This is a genomic window from Actinoallomurus acaciae (assembly GCF_042429965.1).
Lineage (GTDB): Bacteria > Actinomycetota > Actinomycetes > Streptosporangiales > Streptosporangiaceae > Actinoallomurus > Actinoallomurus acaciae.
In genome coordinates, this window is record NZ_JBHLZP010000015.1 from 26653 (window position 1) to 47230 (window position 20578).

Consider the following 20578-nt stretch of genomic DNA (forward strand, 5'->3'; position numbering starts at 1 on the left):
GGAACCCCGATGCCATCCATCCAAATCGACCTGCCGCTGACCACCACGGCTGCGACCAAGCAGGACCTCGCGCAGCGCGTCGGCGAGATCTATGCGGAGATCATGCAGGTCGGCATGGACCTGCTCACCGTGTCCGTGCACGACCTCGGCGAGGGCGGCGTGTGGCGATGCCACGAGAACGCGCCCCCGACCCCTTCGGCCCTCATCATGTGCGACATCCGGAGCGGACGGCCTGTGCGGACCCGGGCCCGCCTGGCCCGGTCCCTGATCGACGCGTGCACGGAGATGTTCGGACTGGACGCGCTGTGGGTGAAGGTCGAATTCACCCAGCACTCGGGTGACGAGATGTACCACCCGCACCTGGCCGGCTTCAACACCGACTGGACCGGGGACGAAAGAGTCACCGACGGCTCCGCCACGACGGGGTGACGCAGCGTCTGATGGTCGACGCACGCTGCGGATCGGCCGGCGCCGACCGCAGGCTCCGGCGCGGCGTCAGAGGTTGGCGTAGCCGGGGATGCCGGCCTTGATGCGCTCGAGTTCGCGTTCGTCGGAGATGCCCTGGAAGTCGTGGCGGGGGGTGTAGGGGGCCTCCAGGCGGCGGGCCTCCTCGTCGGTGATGTCGAGATCGAGGGAGGCGACGGCGTCGTCGATCTGCTGGATCGTGCGGGCGCCGACGATGGGGGCCGCGACGACGGGGTTGCGGCGTAGCCAGGCGAGGGCGACCTGGGCGCGGGTGACACCGCGAGCGTCGGCGACGGCGCCGACCTCGTCGAGGATCTGCCGGTCGTCGTCGGTGTACAGCATGTCGGCGTAGGCGCCGTCGGTCGCGGCGCGCTCGGTGGCGTGCGCCTGGTCCGCGGGGCGGGCGAGGCGGCCGCGGGCCAGGGGGCTCCACACCATGGTGGCGACGCCCTCGTCGGCGCAGAGCGGGAGCATTTCGCGTTCTTCCTCGCGGGCGAGCAGGTTGTAGTGGTCCTGCATGGTGACGAACCGGGCCCAGCCGTGGCGCTCCTGAAGATGGAGGACTTTGGCGAACTGCCAGGCGTGCATGGAGGACGCGCCGAGGTAGCGGGCCTTGCCGGACTTCACCACATCGTGCAGGGCCTCCAGGGTCTCCTCCAGCGGCGTCGCGTTGTCGAGGCGGTGGATCATATAGACGTCGACGTGGTCGGTGCCGAGGCGGCGCAGGCTGTCCTCGATCTCGGTCATGACCGCCTTGCGGGAAAGGCCCTTGCCGTTGGGGCCGGGACGCATGGTGTGGCGCACCTTGGTGGTGATGACGACCTCGTCGCGGCGCGCGTAGTCCTTGAGGGCGCGGCCGAGGATCTCCTCGCTGGAGCCGTAGGAGTACATGTTGGCGGTGTCGAAGAAGTTGATGCCGGCCTCCAGGGCATGCCGGATCAGAGGGCGGCCGGCCTCCTCGTCGAGCGACCAGACGGGGTGACCGCGGCCGGGCTCGCCGTAGGTCATGGCGCCGATGGCCACGGGGGAGACGTCGAGGCCGGTGCGGCCGAGCTTGATGTAGCGCACGGAGGACTCCTAAAGTGGGAGACGAGAGTAAGCGGAGAACTCTCCGCCTAGCTCCGGCGACATTAACGGAGAACTCTCCGGATCGCAATCGGGCGACCGCCCGCACACCAGGAGGACCCGTGCCCGACGCCGCGCCGCAGCGCTCCGACGCGCTGAAGAACCGGGAGGCGATCCTCCAGGTCGCCCACGACGCGCTGGCCGAGTCCGCGGACGCCTCGCTCAACTCGATCGCCAAGCGTGCCGGCGTCGGCGCCGGCACCCTCTACCGGCACTTCCCGACCCGCGAGGCGCTGATCCTGGAGGTCCACCGGAACGACATGGGCCGCCTCGTCGACTCGGTGTCGGACGTCCTCGCCGACCACACCCCGCTGGACGCGCTGCGTCAGTGGTTCACCACCCTCGCCGCCTACGTGCGCATCAAGCACGGCCTCGGCGAAGCACTGCACTCCGCCGCTGCGCAGGAGGTCGTCAGCGCCTCGTGGCCCCCGGTAACGGCCGCCGTCGCCCAACTCCTCGACGCGTGCGAACGCGCCGGCGAGATACGCCCCGGCATCGATCCGGTCGACGTCATCATGCTCATGAGCTGCCTGTGGCGCACCCCCGACGACCCCGCCGGCGCCGCCCAAGCCGACCGCCTGCTGGAACTGGCAATCGACGGCTTCCGACCGTGAGGCGGTGTACGCGTTCTTCCTGCGTTGGTTCCGGCGTGCCGCGCCGCAAAGCTGGTTCGCGCCGGTCGTTCGTATCAAGTTGACCGGCTGATATGTCTTCCTTTTAGCTTGAGGGCAGGATGGGCATGGCCGGTGGAGTGGCTTGTCCGCACCAGCCGACGGGAAGACGGCGACGCTTGGATGTAGGCCGGGAGCTGGAGAAGTTCGGCGTGCAGGAATGATGTAGCCGGTCGCCAGTTGTGAAACGGCCGAGGTGAATCGATCGGGAGCGAAAAGCGTGCGTCGAGGGTGCGCATGTCCTGGTGGCGGTCACCTCGTTGTGACAACCGCTCAAACCATGATCGAAACAAATATCGGCCGAAATCGAGGGTGGCGGCGAACACGCAGGTCGGAGTGGTCGCGCGATGGGTCTGTACAGACTATCCGGGTTCTGATCCTGGACCCGCCATCATCTGATCAAAGAGTCTCTCTGTAAGGTTGTCGCGCCTTTATCGACGAACGCCAAGCGCGGCTCTCTGGCTTCTGATTAAAACACCGTCCCGGCTCGGACATCAATTCAACAGTTCAGTCACTCACCATGTCAGTTATGCTCGCTCAAGGCGCATAAATCCCGTGTCCGAGATCAAGGTTGAGGCTGGTCTCCAACTCCGCCGGGCGGTCGACCAGAGACCGAGCTGCGAGGATTCCCCGTAACGAGGGAAGGCCCGACGGCGTGCCACTATGCCTGCATGTCTTATGTACCTGGCCTTACCTTGCGTCGTTTGCGGGCGGATGACATCGGAAGAGATAACGGATAGCGGTCGACCGGCCGGCACCCGGAGGGGCGGACCCTCCGGCTCCAGCGTGAAGACCCGCACGGCGGTCCGGCGTTCAGGTGAAACAGCCCTGGTGATCCGAGTTCACGAAGGCGGTTGCGGCCTCGCCCGCAACCCAACTGGTAGGAGAGGTATGACACTCATTACTACGCCGTTCGCCGCACGTGCCACCGCGGCGGAAGTGCTGGCGGGCGTTGACCTGACCGGGCGTCGCATGATCGTGACGGGAGGGACGTCGGGCTTGGGGGCTGAAACCGCCCGCGCTCTGGCCACCGCGGGGGCGCGGGTCACGATCACCGGGCGTGACCTCGCCGGCGCCAAGCCGATCGTCGATGAGTTCCCGCAGACCGAGGTCGCCGCTCTCGAGCTGTCGGATCTGGAGTCGGTACGTGCCTTCTGCGCCGCCTGGGACGGCCCGGTCGATGCCATCGTCGCCAACGCGGGCGTCATGGCACTTCCGACACGACAGGTCAACGCGCAGGGCTGGGAAATGCACCTTGCCATCAACTACCTGGGGCATTTCGCCCTGCTGACGGGCTTGCGGCCGGCCCTTCAGGCGGCGGAGCGGGCGCGCGTGGTGGTGGTCAGCTCTGGCGCACAGCTGGTCGCGGATTTCGACTTCGACGATCCGCAGTTCGAGCGACGGCCGTACAACCCCATCTTTGCCTACGCGCAGTCCAAGACCGCCGAAACGCTCCTTGCCGTCGGAATCAGCCGCCGGTGGGCGCAGGACGGCATCACCGCCAACGCCTGTGCTCCGGGCCAGGCACGCACCAACCTTCACCGCTACATGGATGAGGCCACCCTGCGGGCGCTCGGCCGGTTGGACGCGGACGGCAATTTGATCGTGCCGGAAGAGTTCAAGACGCTTGAGCAGGGTGTCGCGACCGCCGTATTGCTGGCGGCGTCACCGCTCCTCGAAGGTGTGACCGGACGTTACTTTGAGGACAACCAGGAAGTCGAGGTCGTCGATGGCGGTCCCGAACGCATGGCGGGCGGCCCCGCCTCATTGGCCAACGCGGTGGCGAAGTGGGCGGTCGACCCTGCTGCCGCAGACCGCCTCTGGGAGTACGCGGCCTCGGCAGTAGGCAGTGCCGAGTAACGAACGTTTCAGAGTTCACCCCGAGGTCCTCGGCGGCCGACTTGCCGACCTGAACGCCTGCGCGTCTTCTCGGGTACCGGGCGAGAAACAGTGGTCGGCCAGGCCGCTACACGGCCCAACCGGCCTCATGAAAGATTGAGGCCTACGAAGGGGAAAGACCGGCCGTAAGGTCTCCAAACCTCGATAGGTAAGGCCGGAAAGAAAGAGCGAAGGTGCCGATACCACCGGCCAAAAGAGCAACGAATATGGCTGACCTGGGTGGACTCGTGGCCGGAGGGTGACCGCCGACCTCGACGGCTACGGCTACAACCACGAATGCGCGCAACCTTCGCTAGCCTCTGAGGCTCGTTGATGAAACTTCAACCACTTACCCGCTAACAATGGTCAGGAGCCATTTCATGGGAACCACTGAGAACGCTCCCGCGTCGCCGTTGGAGATTCCTCCGTCGCTTCAGATGCTGCAGTTGCTGACGGGGTTCCAGATCTCGCAGGCGCTGTATGTGGTGGCCAAGCTCGACGTCGCGACGATTTTGAGCAACGGCCCACGGACGATCGACCAACTCGCGGCGGAGACGAGCGCCAGCGCGGACGCGCTCGGCCGGATCATCCGTTTCCTCGCCACGCTCGGCGTCTTCCGTACGGACGGGGACCAGATTGAGGTCACGGAGCTCGGCGCGACGCTCGGAGAAGACCACCCCGACTCGTTCAAGTACGGCGCCCTCTACTGGATGGAGACGCATTACGGGCCGTTCGGCGACTTCCTGACGACGGCGCGTACGGGAGAGTCCGCGGCCACTCGGCACTTCGGGCAGCCGTTCTTCGACTGGATCTCCTCGGACCCCGAGAGGGCCGAACTGCAGAACCGCGCCTTCGCCAATGCCGCCACCGGCCTGCGGTCCGGCCTCTTCCGCGAATACAATTTGCCGGATGGCGCCGTGGTCGCCGACATCGGCGGCGCCGACGGTTCGATGCTCTCCCAGTTGCTGATGGACGCTCCGGATCGCCGGGGCATCGTGTTCGACCGCCCGGAGATCGTGGCGGGGGCGCAGAAGACCCTGGCCGAGCACGGGCTTACCGACCGCGTCCAGGGTGTCGGGGGCGACTTCTTCGAGTCCGTTCCGACCGCGGACGTGTACACCCTGTCCTACATCCTCCACGACTGGGACGACGAGTCGTGCCGGCGCATCCTGCGTTCCATCGCGGACGCGGCCGAGCCCGGGGCCCGGGTCGTGCTCATCGAGGCCGTGATCCCGCCCGGAGACGAGCCACACCCCGCGAAGGTAATCGACCTGACAATGCTGGCGATCACGACCGGACGCGAGCGCACCACGGAGGAGTTCCAGGCACTGCTGGACTCCGCCGGATTCACCCTCGACCGTATCGTTCCGAGCCCGACGCCGGTCGTTTCCTTCATCGAGGCGACACTGCGCTGACACGGCTGGATGGTCCGGGAATAGGGAGGACCTCCTGGCGAGGTGTGTGCCACCACAACATGCACATCTCGTCCGGGAGATCCGGGGCCTTCGGTTCGCTACGTTTTCTGCGACCTCTGAGCACCATCTAAAGGAGGATTCCGGCAATGCGCTTCGACGGTAAGGTCGCCATCGTCACTGGTGGTGCCCGCGGTATGGGGGCATCTCACGTGCGCAAGTTGGCCGCGGAAGGCGCCCAGGTCGTCATCGGCGATCTGCTCGAGGAGGAGGGAAAGGGCCTGGCCGAGGAACTTCCCGCAGCCCGGTTCCACCACCTCGACGTCACGAGCGAACACTCATGGTCATCCATCGTCCGTGAAACCGAAGACGTCTTCGGTGCCGTGGATATTCTGATCAACAACGCCGGGATCGTCCACTTCGGCGGTGTCGAGGCACTGTCGCCTGAGCATTTCCGTCGGATGATCGACGTCAACCTCATGGGCGCCTTTCTCGGCATGCACGTCGTCCTCCCCGGTATGCGCAGCCGTGGCCGCGGATCCGTCGTCAACATCTCGTCGGCAGCGGGTCTCACGGGTTTCTCCGGCGGTATCGGCTATGTGGCGAGCAAGTGGGGAGTGCGTGGCATGACGAAGGCCGCGGCGCTGGACATGTCGGGTACCGGAGTGCGCGTCAACTCCGTACACCCGGGCGTGATCCGAACTCCCATGGGAAGCAGCGCGTCCCCCGAGTTGTTCGCGCGCCAGCCGATCCCGCGGATCGGAGAGCCGGAAGAGGTCAGCCGGATGGTGCTCTTCCTCGCCAGCGACGACGCCTCGTACACCACCGGCGGCGAATTCCTCATCGACGGCGGCCAGACCGTCGGAATCGACAGCCACACTTCACCGAACGACGACTGACCGAAACGCCCGGCCAGAGGCCGATCTTGATTTGAAGGATCGGAACATGCAACGTATCGAGGCCGATCAGCTGATACCCGGACACGGCGAGCCGGGCATCATGGCGGCGCTCGAAGCCGGCGTGCTGACCATCGAACACGGCAGCTACATCGACGATGAGGCATGCACGGCGATGAAGGATGCCGGCGCGATCCTCGTGCCCACCTTCACGGTCGTCCGGGAGATCCTCGAGAGCGAAGACGTAGGAGCGTACGCGGCCCGGAAAGCGGCGACGGTCGCGGAGATCCACCGGGAGAACATCACCCGCGCCTACGAGGCAGGCGTGGCGATCGCGATGGGCTCCGACCTCGGCGGCACCGGCGACGGTACAGCCGCCTGGGGACGCAGCCGGCACGCGAGTCAAAGGATGAGCGATGCATCGCGCTTTCCACGCAGGCTGTGGGCGATCTGATCGTTCATGTGTGGAAGTGGGAGGCGCGTTGCGGCTCCGAGGCCGAACCACCTGTGCCGATCACGACACCGAGCCCGCCCTCGTGATCGAACCGTCGCTTCGGACCGTACGGCGGCAGGATCGCGTCGTCGCGGCCGCTGATGGGGCCTGCCACCTTGAGGAATAGCCGGGCGTCAGCGTCGGATCGGCCGGCGGAGTGTCCGTGCGCTCGTGGAGCAGAGCAGTTTTCACCGGGTTCCCGCCGGGTTGGATTGGCTGACACAATGGGTCGCCACGAAGGCCCTGAGCGTGTGGAGGTAGGTCGTTGAGCGCGGCTGACTGGTGGCGTGATCCGCTCGCGCCAGGGCAACGGCACACGGAGTTCGATCTCACCAAGCCGAGCCCGGCGCGAATGTATGACTATTACCTGGGCGGCAAGGACAATTTCGAGGTCGATCGGACGGCGGTCGAGGAGATGCACCGGGTGATTCCGGAGCTGTTCCAGACCGCGCGGGAGAACCGGGCGTTCCTCGGCCGTGCCGTACGGTACGTCGCGGGCCAGGGGGTGCGGCAGTTCATCGACCTGGGAGCCGGGCTGCCGACACAGGGCAACGTGCACGAGATCGCCCGGCAGGTCTCCCGTGAGGCGCGGGTCGTCTACGTCGACAACGACCCGGTGGTCGCCGCGCACGGCCGTGCCCTGCTGGCCGAGGACGGCTCCACCACGATCATCGAACGCGACGTCCGCAAGCCCGACGAGATCCTCGACGACCCGGCGCTGACGAGGCTGATCGACCTGCGCGAGCCCGTCGCGGTGCTGTTCGTGGCGGTGTTGCACTTCATCTCCGACGCCGAGTACGCCGCGCGGATCATCCAGCGGTTCCGGGCGGCGATGGCACCGGGCAGCTACCTGGTGATCGCGCACGGCACGCGCGCTGCGGGCGCCGTGGCCGTGTCGACGATGACCAAGACCTATGAGACGGCGACGGAGAAGGTGTCGCTGCGCGACCCGGAGGAGATCGTGCGCTTCTTCGACGGGTTCGATCTGGTCGAACCGGGCGCGGTCCACCTGCCCTGGTGGCATCCCGAGATCGAGCCGCACCCCGAGCCCCGCCCTACGAAGTGGCACTTCGGCGGTGTCGCCCGGCGTCCGGCTGACGGAGACCGTGGTCGGGAATAGGCCGATTTTTCCCGCCCTACGCGCTGATTTGTGACACCTTTGACCCCACATTTTGACTGTGAGCCTGAAGGAAGGGCGGGAACGTGGGATTCGGTGTCGTGTTCACCCAGGGGGTTGCCTCGGGCGATCCGCATCAGGTGACGGGCGAGATCCTGGAGCAGGCCGAGGCGGCCGACCGGCTCGGATACTCCGCCGCGCTGACGACGGAGCACAAGTATTCCGAGGAGTACTTCGGTTCGCCGCTGCACCTGGCGTACGCGATCGCCGCTCGTACGGAGCGGGTCAAGGTCGGCACCAGCATCGCGATCGCGCCGCTGTACAACCCGGTGGAGCTCGCCCAGGACGCCGCCATGCTCGACCAACTGTCCGGTGGGCGACTGTTCCTCGGGCTCGGCGCGGGCTACCTGCCGGAGGATTACCAGACGGTGGGAGTGCCCTGGAAGGACCGGATCCAGCGATTCGACGAGACGGTGCGGATCATCCGTCAGGCATGGACCAGTGACCGGTTCTCCTTCACCGACCGCATCTACGACGTCCAGGACGTCTCGGTGATCCCCCGCCCCGTACAGTCCCCGACGCCGCCGATCCACCTGGCCGCCTGGTCGCCAGGAGGACTGGCCCGCGCCGGACGGCTCGGCGACGGCTGGATCAGCAACGCGCTGATGTCGGTGGACACCATGCGTCAGATGGGCGATGCGTACCGGGAGGCGGCCAGAGAGTCCGGCCGGCGCCCGCGCGTCACGGCGATCCGGTTCTGCTGGACCGCGGAGAGCCGCGAGGACGCCGTCCGCGACTTCGGCGCCACCGCCGTCGACATGGTGCGCACCCTGTGGACGTACGGCGCGATCACCGACATGCCAGGCGTCACCGCCGCGGACCAGATCACCCTCGACGACCTGATGGGCGACCGGATGATCTTCGGTACGCCGGAGGAATGCCGGGCCGCGATCGCCGGCTACCGCGCCACGGCCGGGGTGGACGACTTCCTGCTGATCTTCCGGCACCCGTCCGGGCCCGCCCAGGACCGCGTCCTCGCCGCGATGGAACTGTTCGCCGCCGAGGTCATGGGCAAGGACGGAGGGCCGGACCTGCCATGACCGGCCGCCCCCTGCGGGTCGGTGTGATCGGCGCGAGTTACGCGGCGGCCAGCCATCTGCCGGTGTACGCGCGGCTCCCGGAGATCGACGTGACCGCGATCGCCACCGCGCACCGCGACACCGCCGAGGCGGCGGCCCGGCGGTTCGGCATCCCCGCCGCCTACGACGACTATCGGCGGCTGTGCGAATCCGACCAGGTGGACGTGGTCGACGTGGTGACCCGGCCCAGCCTGCACCCGCCGATGGCGATCGCCGCCCTGCGGGCCGGCAAGCACGTCCTGTGCGAGGCACCCCTGGCCGCGGACACCGCCGGCGGCACCGACATGGTCGACGCCGCCCACGCCGCGGGTACGCATGCGGTCGTCGACCTGCAGTCGCGCTTTTCTCCCGGCCTGTGGCACCTGCGCCGGCTCGTACGGGACGGCTGGCTCGGGCGAGTGGACAACGTCCACGCCACCGCCTTCTACCCCACCTTCACCCGCCCCGATCGGGCCGCCACCTCGCTGTGGTGCGCCGACGCCACCGCCGGCGCCGGTTCCCTGCGGGTGCACGGCCTGCACACCGCCGACCTGATCACGTGGATCTTCGGCCCCCTCACCGACGTGACGGGCCACACCGCCACCCGCGAACCCACCTGGTCCGGCCCGGACGGGCCGATCGGCGTGACCAGCACCGACAGCTCCGCCCTGACCGCCCGTACCGGCGACGGTGCTCTCTGCTCCATCCACACGTCATGGATCGCCTGGCACGGCAGCGGCTGGCGCCTCGATGCCTACGGCAGCCACGGACACCTGCGCGCCGAGGCCGCCGGTCACACCGGCCATCACCCCGTCACCCTCTACGGCGCCCGCCATGACGAACCCACGCCGACCCGGCTCACCCCGCCGCCCGAGGACGATCCGATCACCGACCCGCCGCCGCACGCCTCCGGCCACGCCTTCGCCCACCTGGCCCGGCGCCTCGCCCGTACCGTCGACGGCGACCTCGACCCCGACCTCCCCACCTTCGACGACGCCCTCGGGCTCCTGCGCATCGCGGACCTCGCCGAGACGCACGCCTGACCGTCCCCGGGCGACTTCACCGCCGCCGCCGCTGTGGGCGCGCCCGGCGACGACGTTCCCGGTCACGACGGCCCGGCTCCTTCGGGGAGGTCGGCCGGCGCCGTACCCGATGGGGATCTGCCGGGTACGGCGCGTGGCTCCATGCCCGCGGCAACGGGGACGCGGCCATCGGTGGCGGCCGAGCGAGGTGCTCGGCTCCTCGATCTGCCGCGTCACCTTCCGGGGAGACGCCGTCCACGCCCTGTCGCCCGCCGCGGCCGGGGCGCCAACACCGCATTGGCGGACGCGGCCGCGCCGGTCAGGGCGCTCGGCCCTGCATCGCGGGGTCGGCTCCTACGAACCAGGGCTCCGGGCCCGCGGCGACGCCAGGAGTATGAGGCCGGAGGGGGCCCGGCCCGGGAAATCAGCAACGCGAGCGGCCGACTGCCGGGCGGTTCCGTACGGGACGCCGTGCTCTCCGGCGCCCTGCAGGGCGCCGTGGTGCGCGACGCCGGAAATGGCCTCGACCAGCAGCCCGGCCCGACATCACGGCGCCCGGGCGGCGGTGTCGAGGGCAGGTCCTAACGCTGCTTGCGTGTTGCGTGTCGCAGGAGGAAGGGGATCGTCTTGTGATGGATCGGGGCCACCATCGCCCATATCGCCTTTGCCGCCCAGTGCTCGTACCGTACGAAGGTTGAGAACAGAATCCTCGAATCCTTGATCTCTAGCACGTTGTGGCCCGTGATCAGCGGGGAATCCAGGGCGAGGACGGTTGCATCGGAAGTCGTGGCGATGATGCGCCACCCGAGTACGTGGTCAGCGGAGGGTCTTGGTCCGAGCCGAAGGCCCAGTGCCGTTCGCCAGCCGAACACCAGGAACAGCCGCAACGCCCGGGGGGCTTCCTCGAAGAGGGCCCGTGCCCACTGCTCGGGTGAGCGAGCGTCGGCCTGCGGGGTCGAGATTTCGAAGGATGACGCATAGTCGGGTTCGGCGAGGGTGTCGACGGCTCGGGTCGACGCCTCGACCGCCACCTGTCGTGCGCGCATCGGCCCGAACTCCATGGGGATATCTTCCACCAATCATGATTTTTCCGGCGATGCGATGCGGTGCGTCGTGTTGACGCGACTTGTCACGCCGACATGCGCCGATGTCCACGGTGAGCCCGACCGGCAGCGCCACGCAGCGGACACCCGGATCGACCAGCCTCGCTCCCGCCACGCGCGACGCAACGCTCGGCGCGCTTTCCACCGGCTGACGGAGGCAGCGCCGCGATGATCGAGAACGGGGGACGATCCGGTCCAGGCGGGGGCCGCCGTCGGGCGAGTCCAGGTGAACCCTGTCACCTGCGCGAAAGCTCCGGTGCGTTGCGACCAGTCGCCGGGAGGGCGCGGCGCCTCAGCGTGGGTCCGCCGTCGGCGTGTAATCGGGAGGAGAGCGAAGTTTCACTGCGGACACGAGTACGTCGGACACGTGGAGTATCGATTCGATTATGCGGCGATGGATTCCCTTAGCGTGCTCCCGGACGCGGGGATGCGGATGGCGTCGTGGTCCGGCAACCGGGCCTTCACGAATCGCGACGTAAGAGGAATCAGTGCTCAAGAAGCTCACCGCAACGGGGATCGTGGCGGCCGCAGGGCCCATACCGCTCGGCGGTACCGCGAACGCGGACCGCCTCTCCGCCGACCAGGCGAGCCATCGCGTACCACCTGGGCGGCCACCACGACGGCTGGTCCCGCTGGCACCACCGGGACCCGTGGCACCACCACGACCGGTACCGGCATCGGTTCCACTTCCACCGCCAGACCGGCGTATTCGGAATCTGCGACAGTCGCCCCCACCGTCTGCGCTTTTCCCCGAAGTCGTGTGCTAAAGACCGTCGCCGGGGTCAGGCCTCTGTTCGGGCGTGACCGGTCACCAGGACGGTTCCCGCGTTGTCCTCGCCCTCGGGGACCAGTTCGGCGGTGAATCCACATTCATCGAGAACGGCCTGGAGTGCGGGGTGCATGACGGCCGAGATCCGGTCGTCGAATTCGATCGGCCTGTCATTGGTGACCGACCAGGTCACCAGCACTCCATCGTCGCGTACGTGCCAACAGATCCCGAACCCTCCGCCCTTCCCGTCGGGATCGTGCTGTCGGAAACCCGCGAGCTCCAGGGCCTGGTCGAGTTCCACCACTAAATCGGCCCATTTCACCCGGAGTGCCTCGAATTCGTCAATATAGGACTGGGGAACTCCGGCTTCGCGTGCCCTGCCGTAAATCGACGGCTCGGGGTGCCGTGGCGCGGTGATGGCGTCGTCACCGGAGGAACGCAGGAAAGGGTCGCTCATGCTCGCATGATACGTCTGCGTACCGATGGGTGTAGAGTTTTCCGCTCATCGAATCGACCAGACCGCTCTCGCGATCGGAAATTACTCAAATGGCCATGGATCGCCGCAATACGCTCGAATGGCCGGTCGCCTTTCAGTGCGTCGGCGAGCGTCCTGCCGGGCCGGCGGCGTGATGGCGACCATCGAGCCCGGCGGCGCGGCGGACGTGGAACTCCAGATCGACCAGGTCCGCCGCCGTGACGACGCCGCGGCGACCGCCGTGGTGCGCTGCGTCCGGGGACCGGTCCGGCTCGGCGCCCGATTCCGCCGCATCCAGGGCGTGGAGGCGCCGGTCGACCTGGAACTGACACGGATCCTCGTTCTCGGACGCCCCGTCGACGTACTCGACTCCGGACGCACGGCGCTCGTCACCCTCCAGGGAACCGGCACGTACCGCCTCAGAACGGGCGACCCGACACTCGGCTGGCAGATCGTCCAGGGCGGCGATCCATCGTCATGAGCCATGCCGCCCAGGGCGGACGCCATGAGCAGGGAGTAGGAGGGGCATGGCTCGTTGTCGCGGACGAGGGCGTCTTCGGCGGCGAGTAGTGCGCGGGCGGCGTCTGCCTTGTCGCCGAGAGCAGCGCGGGCGCGGGTGATGTGCAGGGGCACCTGCGTCGCGGGGCAGGCGTGGCCGTCGGCGCGTTTCAGGGCGGCTTGGACGAGGTCACGGCTGTGGTTCGGTTGCTTGAGGCTGAGGGCCTGGTGGGCGACGGCGCGCATCATCCACGCGGCGTGTGCGTGGGGGCCTGCTTCGACGGCGAGTTGGAAGCCGACCAGGTACCTCATGCCCGAGGTCGTGGTGCTTCCAGCCAAGCGGCCACGCCAGTTCCGCGGCGGCTCCGAATGCCTCTCTTCGGGTCGTGTCGCTGGTGAAGCGACCGGACAGCATGGGGGCGGCGGTGCCGGTGAGGTACGCGGCGACTGCGGACAGGCCGTGACCTCCGCCGAGAACCTCGTCAGCGGCGGTGAACGCTCTGGTGATCTGCCGGACCGGGCACGCCTGAACCGAGCAACTCGCGGCGATGACCCGGTGGCGGGGATCGGACGGCTGCTCGTCGACGCGGGCGACAGCGACGTCGACCTCGCGGCGCTTCAGGCGGAGTTCTGGCTGTACGCGATGCGCGACCCGGAGAGGACAGGCGCTGCTGGAACAAAAGCTCCGCGCCGGGGTGGAGCGGCGATGGGGGGGACGCGCTGGAGCGAGTGCGCGACGACCTCTCCGCCGTGGCCTCAGGGCCTGCTCCGGCGCCGGAGCGCGGTTCGGGCAGGCACGATGGCCGCCGGGATCGCGGCAGGCGGCTTCGGCTCGGCGGGCGACGAGCGGCGATGACCGCTCGGCCGGTCACGTGTGTGAGCGCGCCGACGTCTGCTTCGGCTCTCGAAGGGGCGTGATGTCGCTGCCCTCTTCGTCGTGGAGGACGCCGAGCACGGTGTCGCCCGCGACGGTCTCGTGTTCGACGAGCAGTTCGCTGAGCCGGTCGAGGGCACGGCGGTGGTCGCGGAGCAGGGCGGTGGCGCGTTCCTCGGCATGGCGGAGCAGACGTGCGGTCTCCTCGTCGATGATCCGTTGTGTCTGCTCGGAGTACGGACGCAGGACGGCGTCCTCGGGGGGAGCCCCCAGGTACCGCGGGTCGCCCGTCGCATATCCCACCGGGCCGAGTGCGGAGGACAGGCCGAACTCGCGGACCATGCGCGCGGCGATCTGGGTGGCTCCGGCCAGGTCGTCGGCGGCTCCGGTCGATCCCTCACCGAACACGACCAGTTCCGCTGCCCGTCCGCCGAGCCGTACGGTGAGCAGGTCGGTGAGGTACCCCTGGCTGTACAGGTGGCGTTCGGCCTCGGGAAGCTGCTCGGTGACGCCGAGGGTGAGGCCGGCGGGCAGGATGGTGACCTTGGCGACCGGGTCGGCGTGCTCGCAGAGTGCCGCGAGCAGGGCGTGGCCGGATTCGTGCACGGCCACCGCGCGCCGCTCTTCGGGCAGCAGCGCGTTGGAGGTCTCCCGGCGGCCCAGCAGCACTCGGTCGCGTGCGGCGTCCAGGTCGGCGGCGCTGATGACGGTACGCCCGGCGCGTACGGCGTTGATGGCGCCTTCGTTGACGAGGTTGGCCAGGTCGGCGCCGGAGAAGCCCGGCGTGCCTCGGGCGATGCGGTCGAGGTCGACGTCGTCGGCGAGGTGGGTGCTCTTGGCGTGCACCGCGAGGATCGCGGCGCGTTCGGCCTGGTTCGGCAGCGGGATGACGACCTGCCGGTCGAAGCGGCCCGGACGCAGGAGGGCGGGGTCGAGGGTCTCGGGCCGGTTGGTGGCCGCCAGCAGGACGATTCCGCTGGACTGGTCGAACCCGTCCATCTCGGCGAGGAGCTGGTTCAGCGTCTGTTCCCGTTCGTCGTGGCCTCCGGTGACGAGGCGGGCGCCCCGTTTGCCGCCGATCGCGTCGATCTCGTCGATGAAGATGATCGACGGAGCGCGTTTGCGCGCGTTGTCGAACAGGTCCCGTACGCGCGAGGCGCCGACGCCGACGAACATCTCCACGAACGCGGAGCCGGTCACCGAGAGGAAGGGCACCTCCGCCTCTCCGGCGACCGCCCGCGCGATGAGGGTCTTTCCGGTTCCGGGCGGGCCGACCATGATCACGCCACGAGGTGGCTTGGCGCCCGCGGCGGCGTACCGGTCGGGGTGGCGCAGGAAGTCGACGATCTCGCCGATCTCGCGCTTGACGCTCTCGTAGCCGGCCACGTCGGCGAAGCGGGTCGTGGGCCGCTCCGCCTCGATGATCTTCGCCTTGGACCGGCCGAAACCGCCGACGCCACCGGCCATGGAGCGCTGCGCCACACGTCCGCTCCACAGGAACAGGCCGATGATGACCAGCAGCGGGAGGAACATCACGAGGAAGGCCGTGGCGGAGCCGCCGCTGCGCGTCGCGGTGACCTTCACGCCTTCCGCGCGCAGCCGGCCTTCGAGCTGAGTGTCATTCAGCGCGGTCGGGATCCGGCTGACGAACCCTTTGCCGTCCTTGAGGGTTCCACGGACGTCGCCGGTCTCATCCACCCGTATGGCGGCGACCTTTCCCGCGTTCACGTCGGCGACGAAGTCGCTGTAGGGCAGCGAGGCGGCGGGCGGCCCGGCGGACATCCCCCGTACGGTCAGCAGGAGCAGCGTGATGGCGATGCCGATCGGCAGGAGCCAGCGCCGCCAGGACGGCGGCGAGGGCGGCGCGGGCTTGGGCGGCTCGTTCGGAGGTCCGGGCTTGGCCGACCGCGTCTCGTGCCCGCCCCAGAACGACTCTCGTACCCGAGTGATCATCGATGGCTCACCGGCGCGACCGGCCGCTCGGTCATGAGCATCGCCACGCCTCCGGCCGGTCGGACGTCATGTCATCTCTGTCGTAGGAGAGCTCGTCGACGACGTCGACGACACCGTCGATGCTCCGGGTCAGCGCGACGGTGAGCGGGATGAGGCTCTTGGACGCGAGCCGACCGCTGAGGGTGACCACCCCGTTGCGGACCTGCACCCGGATCCGTTCCGGGTTCTCCCAGAGGCATCGTTCGACGACGTCGGCGACGACCTGCCGGCGGAGTTCGTCATCCGGTGCGAGAAAGACCCCCACCACGTCGGCACGGCTGATGATCCCGACCAGAGCGCCGTCGTCCCCGACCACGGGGAGCCGTTTGAAGCCGTGCACGGCCATGAGACGCGCCGCCCTGGCGATGGGCGCTTCCGCGTCCACCGTGATGGCGGGGGCGCTCATGAGGTCGGTCGCGGTGTCCCCGGCCGCCTTCGTCTGCGCCACACGCGTGCTGCTGCGGCTCGCGAAGTATCGCCGGGGCTCCTCCGCGACCGGCGTGAACGCCTCCTTGTGCAACAGGTCGGCCTCGGTGACGACGCCCATGACGCGACCGGTCTCCTCGACGACCGGGGCACCGCTGACGCCCCGGTCGGCCAGGGCCCGGACGATCTCCTTGAAGGCGTCGCCGGGCCGCAGTATCACGACATCCGTCGTCATGTAGTCCCGAACGAGAGTAGGGCTCATGACCCGATCATCGGTAGATCCGCCACCCGGCCGGTAGGGCCGTACGACGGCGGACCGGTGTGCAAAGGTCCTGACCGCCGGGAGACGAGGGCGGGGTTTCGTCCCCGTCCGTCGTTCATTCCCGGCCGTTGCGTCCCTGGGCCTCGGCGTGGCTCCGCCGGAGCAGCCATCGCCGCAGCTCGTCGGCCCCCCAGGTGATGAACGGGAACACCGCCAGCAGGCCGAGGACATCGAGCGGCAGAGGAGCCGTGACGAAGATGTGCTGGGCGGGCGGGGTGTACACGAGCAGGGCGGTGAACGTCAGTTCGAAGGCGATCGCCCACAGCAGCAGCCGATTGCCGAACACGCCGGCGCGGCGCAGGGAGGTGCGCTCGGTCCGTACGGCGAACGCCGTCCCGACCTGGCACATGACGATGCCGGCGAAGGTCGCCGTGCTCGCCTGGAGGTAGGCGTGGTGCAGCGGACTGTGCACGCCGGTTCGCTCGCCGGGGCGCCAGCCCGCCCGGAGGAGCACGTAGAAGAACACTCCCATCACGAGCACCGCCGACAGCGGGCCGAGGAACGCCCACGCCCGCGCCAGCATGGCGCCCGTGATCACACCTTCGCCCTTGCGATGGGGCGGACGGGCCATGATGCCCGGTTCGGCCGGCTCCCGGCCCAGCGCGAGTGCGGGCAGGGTGTCGGTGCCCAGGTCGATGGCGAGGATCTGCAGGACGCCGATCGCCAGCGGGACGGTACCGCCGCTGAGCGCGAACACGACGAACGGCGTGATCTCCGGGATCGCGTGAGTGAAGATGTAGACGATGAACTTGCGGACGTTGTCATAGACCTGACGTCCCGATTCGATGGCCGCGACGATGGTGGCGAAGTCGTCGTCGGTCAGGACCATCGTCGCCGCCTCCCGGGCGACGTCCGTGCCCGAGAGGCCCATCGCGACGCCGATGTCGGCGCGGTGCAGCGCGGGGGCGTCGTTGACGCCGTCGCCGGTCATGGCGACGACCTGGCCGTGCGCGCGCAGGGCATCGGCGATGCGCAGCTTGGTCTCCGGTGAGGCGCGGGCGAAGACGATCTCCTGGTTCCGGGTGAGCAGTTCGTCGAGTTCGTGGTCGCGGACGCCTTCGGACTGGGCGACGACGTGCATCCGCGGGCTGCCGATGCCGACCGCGCGAGCGACCTGCGCGGCGGTCACGCCGTTGTCGCCGGTGACGATGTGCACCCGCAGGCCCGCCGCGTGGCAGCGCCGTACGGCCTCGGCCACCTGCGGCCGCGGCGGGTCGTACAGGCCGACCAGTCCGAGCAGCCGCAGGTCGCGTTCGGCCTCCTCGCGCCGGGCCGGTACGCCGTCCACCGGCCGGGTGGCCACGGCGAGGACCCGCAGGCCGCGCTCGGCCATCGCGGCGACGGCGGCCAGTACGCGGTCCCGGTCACAGCCGGGGGCGCGGGGAAGCACCGCTTCGGGGGCGCCCTTGAGGTACACGGCGGTGTCGGTCACGACCGACATCAGCCGCAGCGACGGATCGAAGCGGAACAGCGCGCGGCGCCGCTCGTCCCGGGCGGCCAGGTCGGCCGGCCGGTCCAGCCACGCGGCGCCCTCGACCAGGGCGACCTCGGTCGGGTCACCGGTGAAGCCGGTCGCGTCACGGGTGACGGTGGTGCACTCGGCCATCGCGTCCGCGAGTTCCTCGAACCCGGACGGGTGCTCGGCCGACCGGTCGGCCGAGCCGGCGGGCGTCCAGACGGCCTGCAGCCGCATCCGGTTCTGTGTCAGCGTTCCCGTCTTGTCGGTACAGATCACCGTCGTGGCGCCGAGTGTCTCCACCGCGCTCAACCGCTTCACGACCGCACCGCGGCGCGCCAGGGACCGGACCCCCGCGGCGAGTGCGAGGGTGATCGTGGGCAGCAGCCCCTCCGGCACGTTGGCGACCAGCAGCCCGATGGCGAACGTCAGCGCCGCGGCCACCGGCATGCCCGCCCCCACGCCCACGAGCAGGAACACCGACCCGACGCACACCGCGATCGCCGCGATGAGCCAGGCGACCCGCTTGACCTGCAGCTCCAGCGGGCTCCGTTCGCGTACCGCGTGGTGGCTGAGCGCCGCGATCCGGCCCAGCTCGGTGTGGTCGCCGGTGGCGAAGACGACCGCCCTGGCCTGCCCGCCGACGCAGGTGGTCCCGCTGAAGACCAGGTTGTGCTCCCGCAGGACGGGCGTGTCGGCGCGCGAGGGGCCGGCCGCCCGGTCGACGGGCACGGACTCGCCGGTGAGCATCGACATGTCCATCTCGACCGCGCCCTCGACGAGGCGGGCGTCGGCGGGCACCTTGTCGCCCTCGTCGAGCACCACGAGGTCGCCGGGGACGATGAGGCGCGCCTCGACCGTACGCTCCCGGCCGTCGCGGATCAGCCGGGTCTGCTCGGGCAGGTAGCGGGAGAGGGCCTCGACGGCCCGCTCGGCCTGGCGCTCCTGCAACAGCGCGAACACCGCGTTCACCACGATCACCGCGGCGATCGCGACGGCCAGCGCCGGGGTTCCGGCCACGTACGCCAGCACGGCCGCCGCCCACAGCAGTAGCGCGAGCGGATGCACGAGCTGACCCGCCAGATCGTCGATCAGCGTGTGGCCCTGACGGCGCCGTACCTCATTGGGCCCGTACACGGTCAGGCGCCTGCCCGCCTCGCGCGAGGACAGCCCGCGCGTCCCGGCGCCGAGATCTCGCCGCAGCGCGGGCAGCGGCTCACGTGGATCCGGAGCCGAGGACGGATCCGTCATGACTCCCAACCTCCAGCGCCGGTCGCCCCGCGTCATCGGCCCGACGACCCCCACGGACGGGCCGAAGGCCCCGTGTCGGGGTGACCTCGGCCCGCGGACCCGGCCGGGGTGGCGGGCGGATGAGGCCGGGGTCCCGGCCGATGCGGGACCTTCGGCACTGTCCGCCCGGTCTCCCCGAGCGGAACAGTGAGCGCAAGACCACCGGGTACGGCGAAGGCGAGAAGGAATTCCTCATGACGGAGAACAGCACCGCAAGAACGGTCGTCGCGGGTGTGGACGGTTCGACCCCGGCCCTCCAGGCGGCGCGCTGGGCGGCCGAGGAGGCCGTACGCCGGAAGGTACCGCTGCGGCTGGTCCAGGTCGTCGACATCACGTCGGTCGCCGCCGAGTTCCCGGTGCCCCGTGACTTCTTCACGGCGATGGAGGAAGAGGGCCGGCGGCAGCTGGCCGAGACCGAGGCCACGATCCGTCAAGATCACCCCGAGCTGGACATCGACGCCGTTCTGCGGGTCGACAACCTCGTACGGGCGCTGATCGGCATGTCCCACGACGCCGACCTGATGGTCCTGGGCGCCCGGGGCTCGGGCGGGTTCCGCGGTCTCCTCACCGGCTCCACCGCCGTCGCCCTCGTCGCCCACGGTCACTGCCCCGTGGCCGTGATCCGCGGCGCCGGCGCCGACGGAGCGCCGCCCTCACACGGACCGGTCGTGGTCGGCGTGGACGGCTCCCCGACCAGCGAGGCGGCGCTCGCGACGGCCTTCGAGGAGGCGGCGGCGCGCGACACCGACCTGACGGTGCTGCACACGTGGGTCGAGTACGCCTCCGACGTCGCGTACGCCTCCGCCCGCCAGTACTTCATCGACTGGGAGGGCCTCGAGACGAGGGAGCACGCGGTGCTCGCGGAACGGCTGGCCGGATGGCAGGAGAAGTACCCCGACGTGCCCGTACGGCGCATCGTCGCCGAAGGACGGGCGGCCAAGCGACTGCTCGAACTGGCCGCCGACGCGCAACTGCTGGTGGTGGGAAGCCGCGGCCGCGGCGGGTTCACCGGGATGTTGCTGGGCTCGACCAGCCAGGCCCTGATCCACCACGCGCCGTGTCCCCTGCTCATCGTCCGGCCGACCGCGGCGAGCTCGTGACGCGGCACCGCGCGGCCGGCGGATGGCGGGCGGCTTGACGGCGACGGCGGTCCATGCGACCGCCGGGCCGTCGCCC

The 20578-nt window shown here is 69.4% G+C and carries 18 protein-coding genes; 12 read left to right on the forward strand and 6 right to left on the reverse strand.

Annotated elements, in window-relative coordinates; translation table 11 throughout:
• The first annotated feature begins 9 nt into the window (after nt 1–9).
• Nucleotides 10–429, forward strand: a complete 420-nt coding sequence (locus ACFFNX_RS04065) for a hypothetical protein (protein ID WP_378195283.1) — start codon at nt 10–12, stop codon at nt 427–429.
• A gap of 66 nt (nt 430–495) precedes the next feature.
• On the opposite strand, the gene ACFFNX_RS04070 is transcribed toward ACFFNX_RS04065, so the two are convergent.
• Entirely contained in the window at nt 496–1533 is a 1038-nt protein-coding gene (locus ACFFNX_RS04070; protein WP_378195286.1) for an aldo/keto reductase, read from the reverse strand.
• A 119-nt stretch (nt 1534–1652) separates the two neighbouring features.
• Here ACFFNX_RS04070 and ACFFNX_RS04075 point away from each other — a divergent pair, with 119 nt between their 5' ends.
• The 8 genes from ACFFNX_RS04075 to ACFFNX_RS04110 all read left to right on the forward strand — a co-directional run bounded on the left by ACFFNX_RS04075 (nt 1653) and on the right by ACFFNX_RS04110 (nt 10218).
• A complete protein-coding gene (locus ACFFNX_RS04075; RefSeq protein ID WP_378195289.1) occupies nt 1653–2204 on the forward strand; it encodes a TetR/AcrR family transcriptional regulator in 552 nt (183 codons plus the stop codon).
• A gap of 948 nt (nt 2205–3152) precedes the next feature.
• A complete protein-coding gene (locus ACFFNX_RS04080) occupies nt 3153–4121 on the forward strand; it encodes an SDR family NAD(P)-dependent oxidoreductase (RefSeq protein ID WP_378195292.1) in 969 nt (322 codons plus the stop codon).
• A 398-nt stretch (nt 4122–4519) separates the two neighbouring features.
• Nucleotides 4520–5554, forward strand: a complete 1035-nt coding sequence (locus ACFFNX_RS04085; protein ID WP_378195295.1) for a methyltransferase — start codon at nt 4520–4522, stop codon at nt 5552–5554.
• Between the two features lie 146 nt (nt 5555–5700).
• On the forward strand, nt 5701–6450 hold the full coding sequence (locus ACFFNX_RS04090) for an SDR family oxidoreductase (protein ID WP_378195298.1): 750 nt from the start codon (nt 5701–5703) through the stop codon (nt 6448–6450).
• 46 nt (nt 6451–6496) lie between these two features.
• Nucleotides 6497–6901 (forward strand): amidohydrolase family protein, encoded by a 405-nt coding sequence (locus tag ACFFNX_RS04095; RefSeq protein WP_378195301.1) that lies wholly within the window; start codon nt 6497–6499, stop codon nt 6899–6901.
• Nucleotides 6902–7205: 304 nt separating this feature from the next.
• Nucleotides 7206–8060, forward strand: coding sequence for an SAM-dependent methyltransferase (locus ACFFNX_RS04100; protein ID WP_378195304.1), 855 nt, complete (start codon nt 7206–7208; stop codon nt 8058–8060).
• A gap of 83 nt (nt 8061–8143) precedes the next feature.
• Nucleotides 8144–9157 (forward strand): LLM class flavin-dependent oxidoreductase, encoded by a 1014-nt coding sequence (locus ACFFNX_RS04105; RefSeq protein ID WP_378195307.1) that lies wholly within the window; start codon nt 8144–8146, stop codon nt 9155–9157.
• Nucleotides 9154–10218, forward strand: a complete 1065-nt coding sequence (locus ACFFNX_RS04110; RefSeq protein ID WP_378195310.1) for a Gfo/Idh/MocA family protein — start codon at nt 9154–9156, stop codon at nt 10216–10218. The genes ACFFNX_RS04105 and ACFFNX_RS04110 overlap by 4 nt, the downstream gene beginning before the upstream one ends.
• Before the next feature lie 560 nt (nt 10219–10778).
• On the opposite strand, the gene ACFFNX_RS04115 is transcribed toward ACFFNX_RS04110, so the two are convergent.
• Together ACFFNX_RS04115 and ACFFNX_RS04120 are read right to left on the reverse strand one after the other, a co-directional pair.
• On the reverse strand, nt 10779–11258 hold the full coding sequence (locus ACFFNX_RS04115; protein ID WP_378195313.1) for a DUF2867 domain-containing protein: 480 nt from the start codon (nt 11256–11258) through the stop codon (nt 10779–10781).
• Nucleotides 11259–12082: 824 nt separating this feature from the next.
• Nucleotides 12083–12526, reverse strand: a complete 444-nt coding sequence (locus ACFFNX_RS04120) for a hypothetical protein (RefSeq protein WP_378195316.1) — start codon at nt 12524–12526, stop codon at nt 12083–12085.
• A 172-nt stretch (nt 12527–12698) separates the two neighbouring features.
• Between ACFFNX_RS04120 and ACFFNX_RS04125 the strand changes: the two genes are divergently transcribed.
• Nucleotides 12699–13025: a hypothetical protein gene (locus tag ACFFNX_RS04125; protein ID WP_378195319.1), complete on the forward strand. Its 327-nt coding sequence runs from the start codon at nt 12699–12701 to the stop codon at nt 13023–13025.
• A gap of 477 nt (nt 13026–13502) precedes the next feature.
• A complete protein-coding gene (locus tag ACFFNX_RS04130) occupies nt 13503–13898 on the forward strand; it encodes a hypothetical protein (RefSeq protein ID WP_378195322.1) in 396 nt (131 codons plus the stop codon).
• Nucleotides 13899–13910: 12 nt separating this feature from the next.
• Here the strand turns inward: ACFFNX_RS04130 and ftsH are convergent, their stop codons facing one another.
• The 3 genes from ftsH to ACFFNX_RS04145 form a co-directional block, all read right to left on the reverse strand.
• Complete coding sequence (ftsH, locus tag ACFFNX_RS04135) at nt 13911–15869, reverse strand: ATP-dependent zinc metalloprotease FtsH (protein ID WP_378195325.1); 1959 nt, start codon at nt 15867–15869, stop codon at nt 13911–13913.
• 31 nt (nt 15870–15900) lie between these two features.
• Nucleotides 15901–16596 (reverse strand): CBS domain-containing protein, encoded by a 696-nt coding sequence (locus tag ACFFNX_RS04140; protein ID WP_378195328.1) that lies wholly within the window; start codon nt 16594–16596, stop codon nt 15901–15903.
• A 115-nt stretch (nt 16597–16711) separates the two neighbouring features.
• Nucleotides 16712–19363, reverse strand: coding sequence for a cation-translocating P-type ATPase (locus tag ACFFNX_RS04145; RefSeq protein ID WP_378195331.1), 2652 nt, complete (start codon nt 19361–19363; stop codon nt 16712–16714).
• Between the two features lie 233 nt (nt 19364–19596).
• Between ACFFNX_RS04145 and ACFFNX_RS04150 the strand changes: the two genes are divergently transcribed.
• Nucleotides 19597–20502: a universal stress protein gene (locus ACFFNX_RS04150; protein ID WP_378195334.1), complete on the forward strand. Its 906-nt coding sequence runs from the start codon at nt 19597–19599 to the stop codon at nt 20500–20502.
• Nucleotides 20503–20578: the final 76 nt, after the last annotated feature.

Coding starts and splice junctions, on each gene's coding strand:
- ACFFNX_RS04065 (WP_378195283.1), top strand. CDS start 10: ATGCCATCCATCCAAATCGACCTGCCGCTGACCACCACGGCTGCGACC.
- ACFFNX_RS04080 (WP_378195292.1), top strand. CDS start 3,153: ATGACACTCATTACTACGCCGTTCGCCGCACGTGCCACCGCGGCGGAA.
- ACFFNX_RS04085 (WP_378195295.1), top strand. CDS start 4,520: ATGGGAACCACTGAGAACGCTCCCGCGTCGCCGTTGGAGATTCCTCCG.
- ACFFNX_RS04090 (WP_378195298.1), top strand. CDS start 5,701: ATGCGCTTCGACGGTAAGGTCGCCATCGTCACTGGTGGTGCCCGCGGT.
- ACFFNX_RS04095 (WP_378195301.1), top strand. CDS start 6,497: ATGCAACGTATCGAGGCCGATCAGCTGATACCCGGACACGGCGAGCCG.
- ACFFNX_RS04110 (WP_378195310.1), top strand. CDS start 9,154: ATGACCGGCCGCCCCCTGCGGGTCGGTGTGATCGGCGCGAGTTACGCG.
- ACFFNX_RS04115 (WP_378195313.1), bottom strand. CDS start 11,258: ATGGAGTTCGGGCCGATGCGCGCACGACAGGTGGCGGTCGAGGCGTCG.
- ACFFNX_RS04120 (WP_378195316.1), bottom strand. CDS start 12,526: ATGAGCGACCCTTTCCTGCGTTCCTCCGGTGACGACGCCATCACCGCG.
- ACFFNX_RS04125 (WP_378195319.1), top strand. CDS start 12,699: ATGGCGACCATCGAGCCCGGCGGCGCGGCGGACGTGGAACTCCAGATC.
- ftsH (WP_378195325.1), bottom strand. CDS start 15,869: ATGATCACTCGGGTACGAGAGTCGTTCTGGGGCGGGCACGAGACGCGG.
- ACFFNX_RS04140 (WP_378195328.1), bottom strand. CDS start 16,596: ATGAGCCCTACTCTCGTTCGGGACTACATGACGACGGATGTCGTGATA.
- ACFFNX_RS04145 (WP_378195331.1), bottom strand. CDS start 19,363: ATGACGGATCCGTCCTCGGCTCCGGATCCACGTGAGCCGCTGCCCGCG.
- ACFFNX_RS04150 (WP_378195334.1), top strand. CDS start 19,597: ATGACGGAGAACAGCACCGCAAGAACGGTCGTCGCGGGTGTGGACGGT.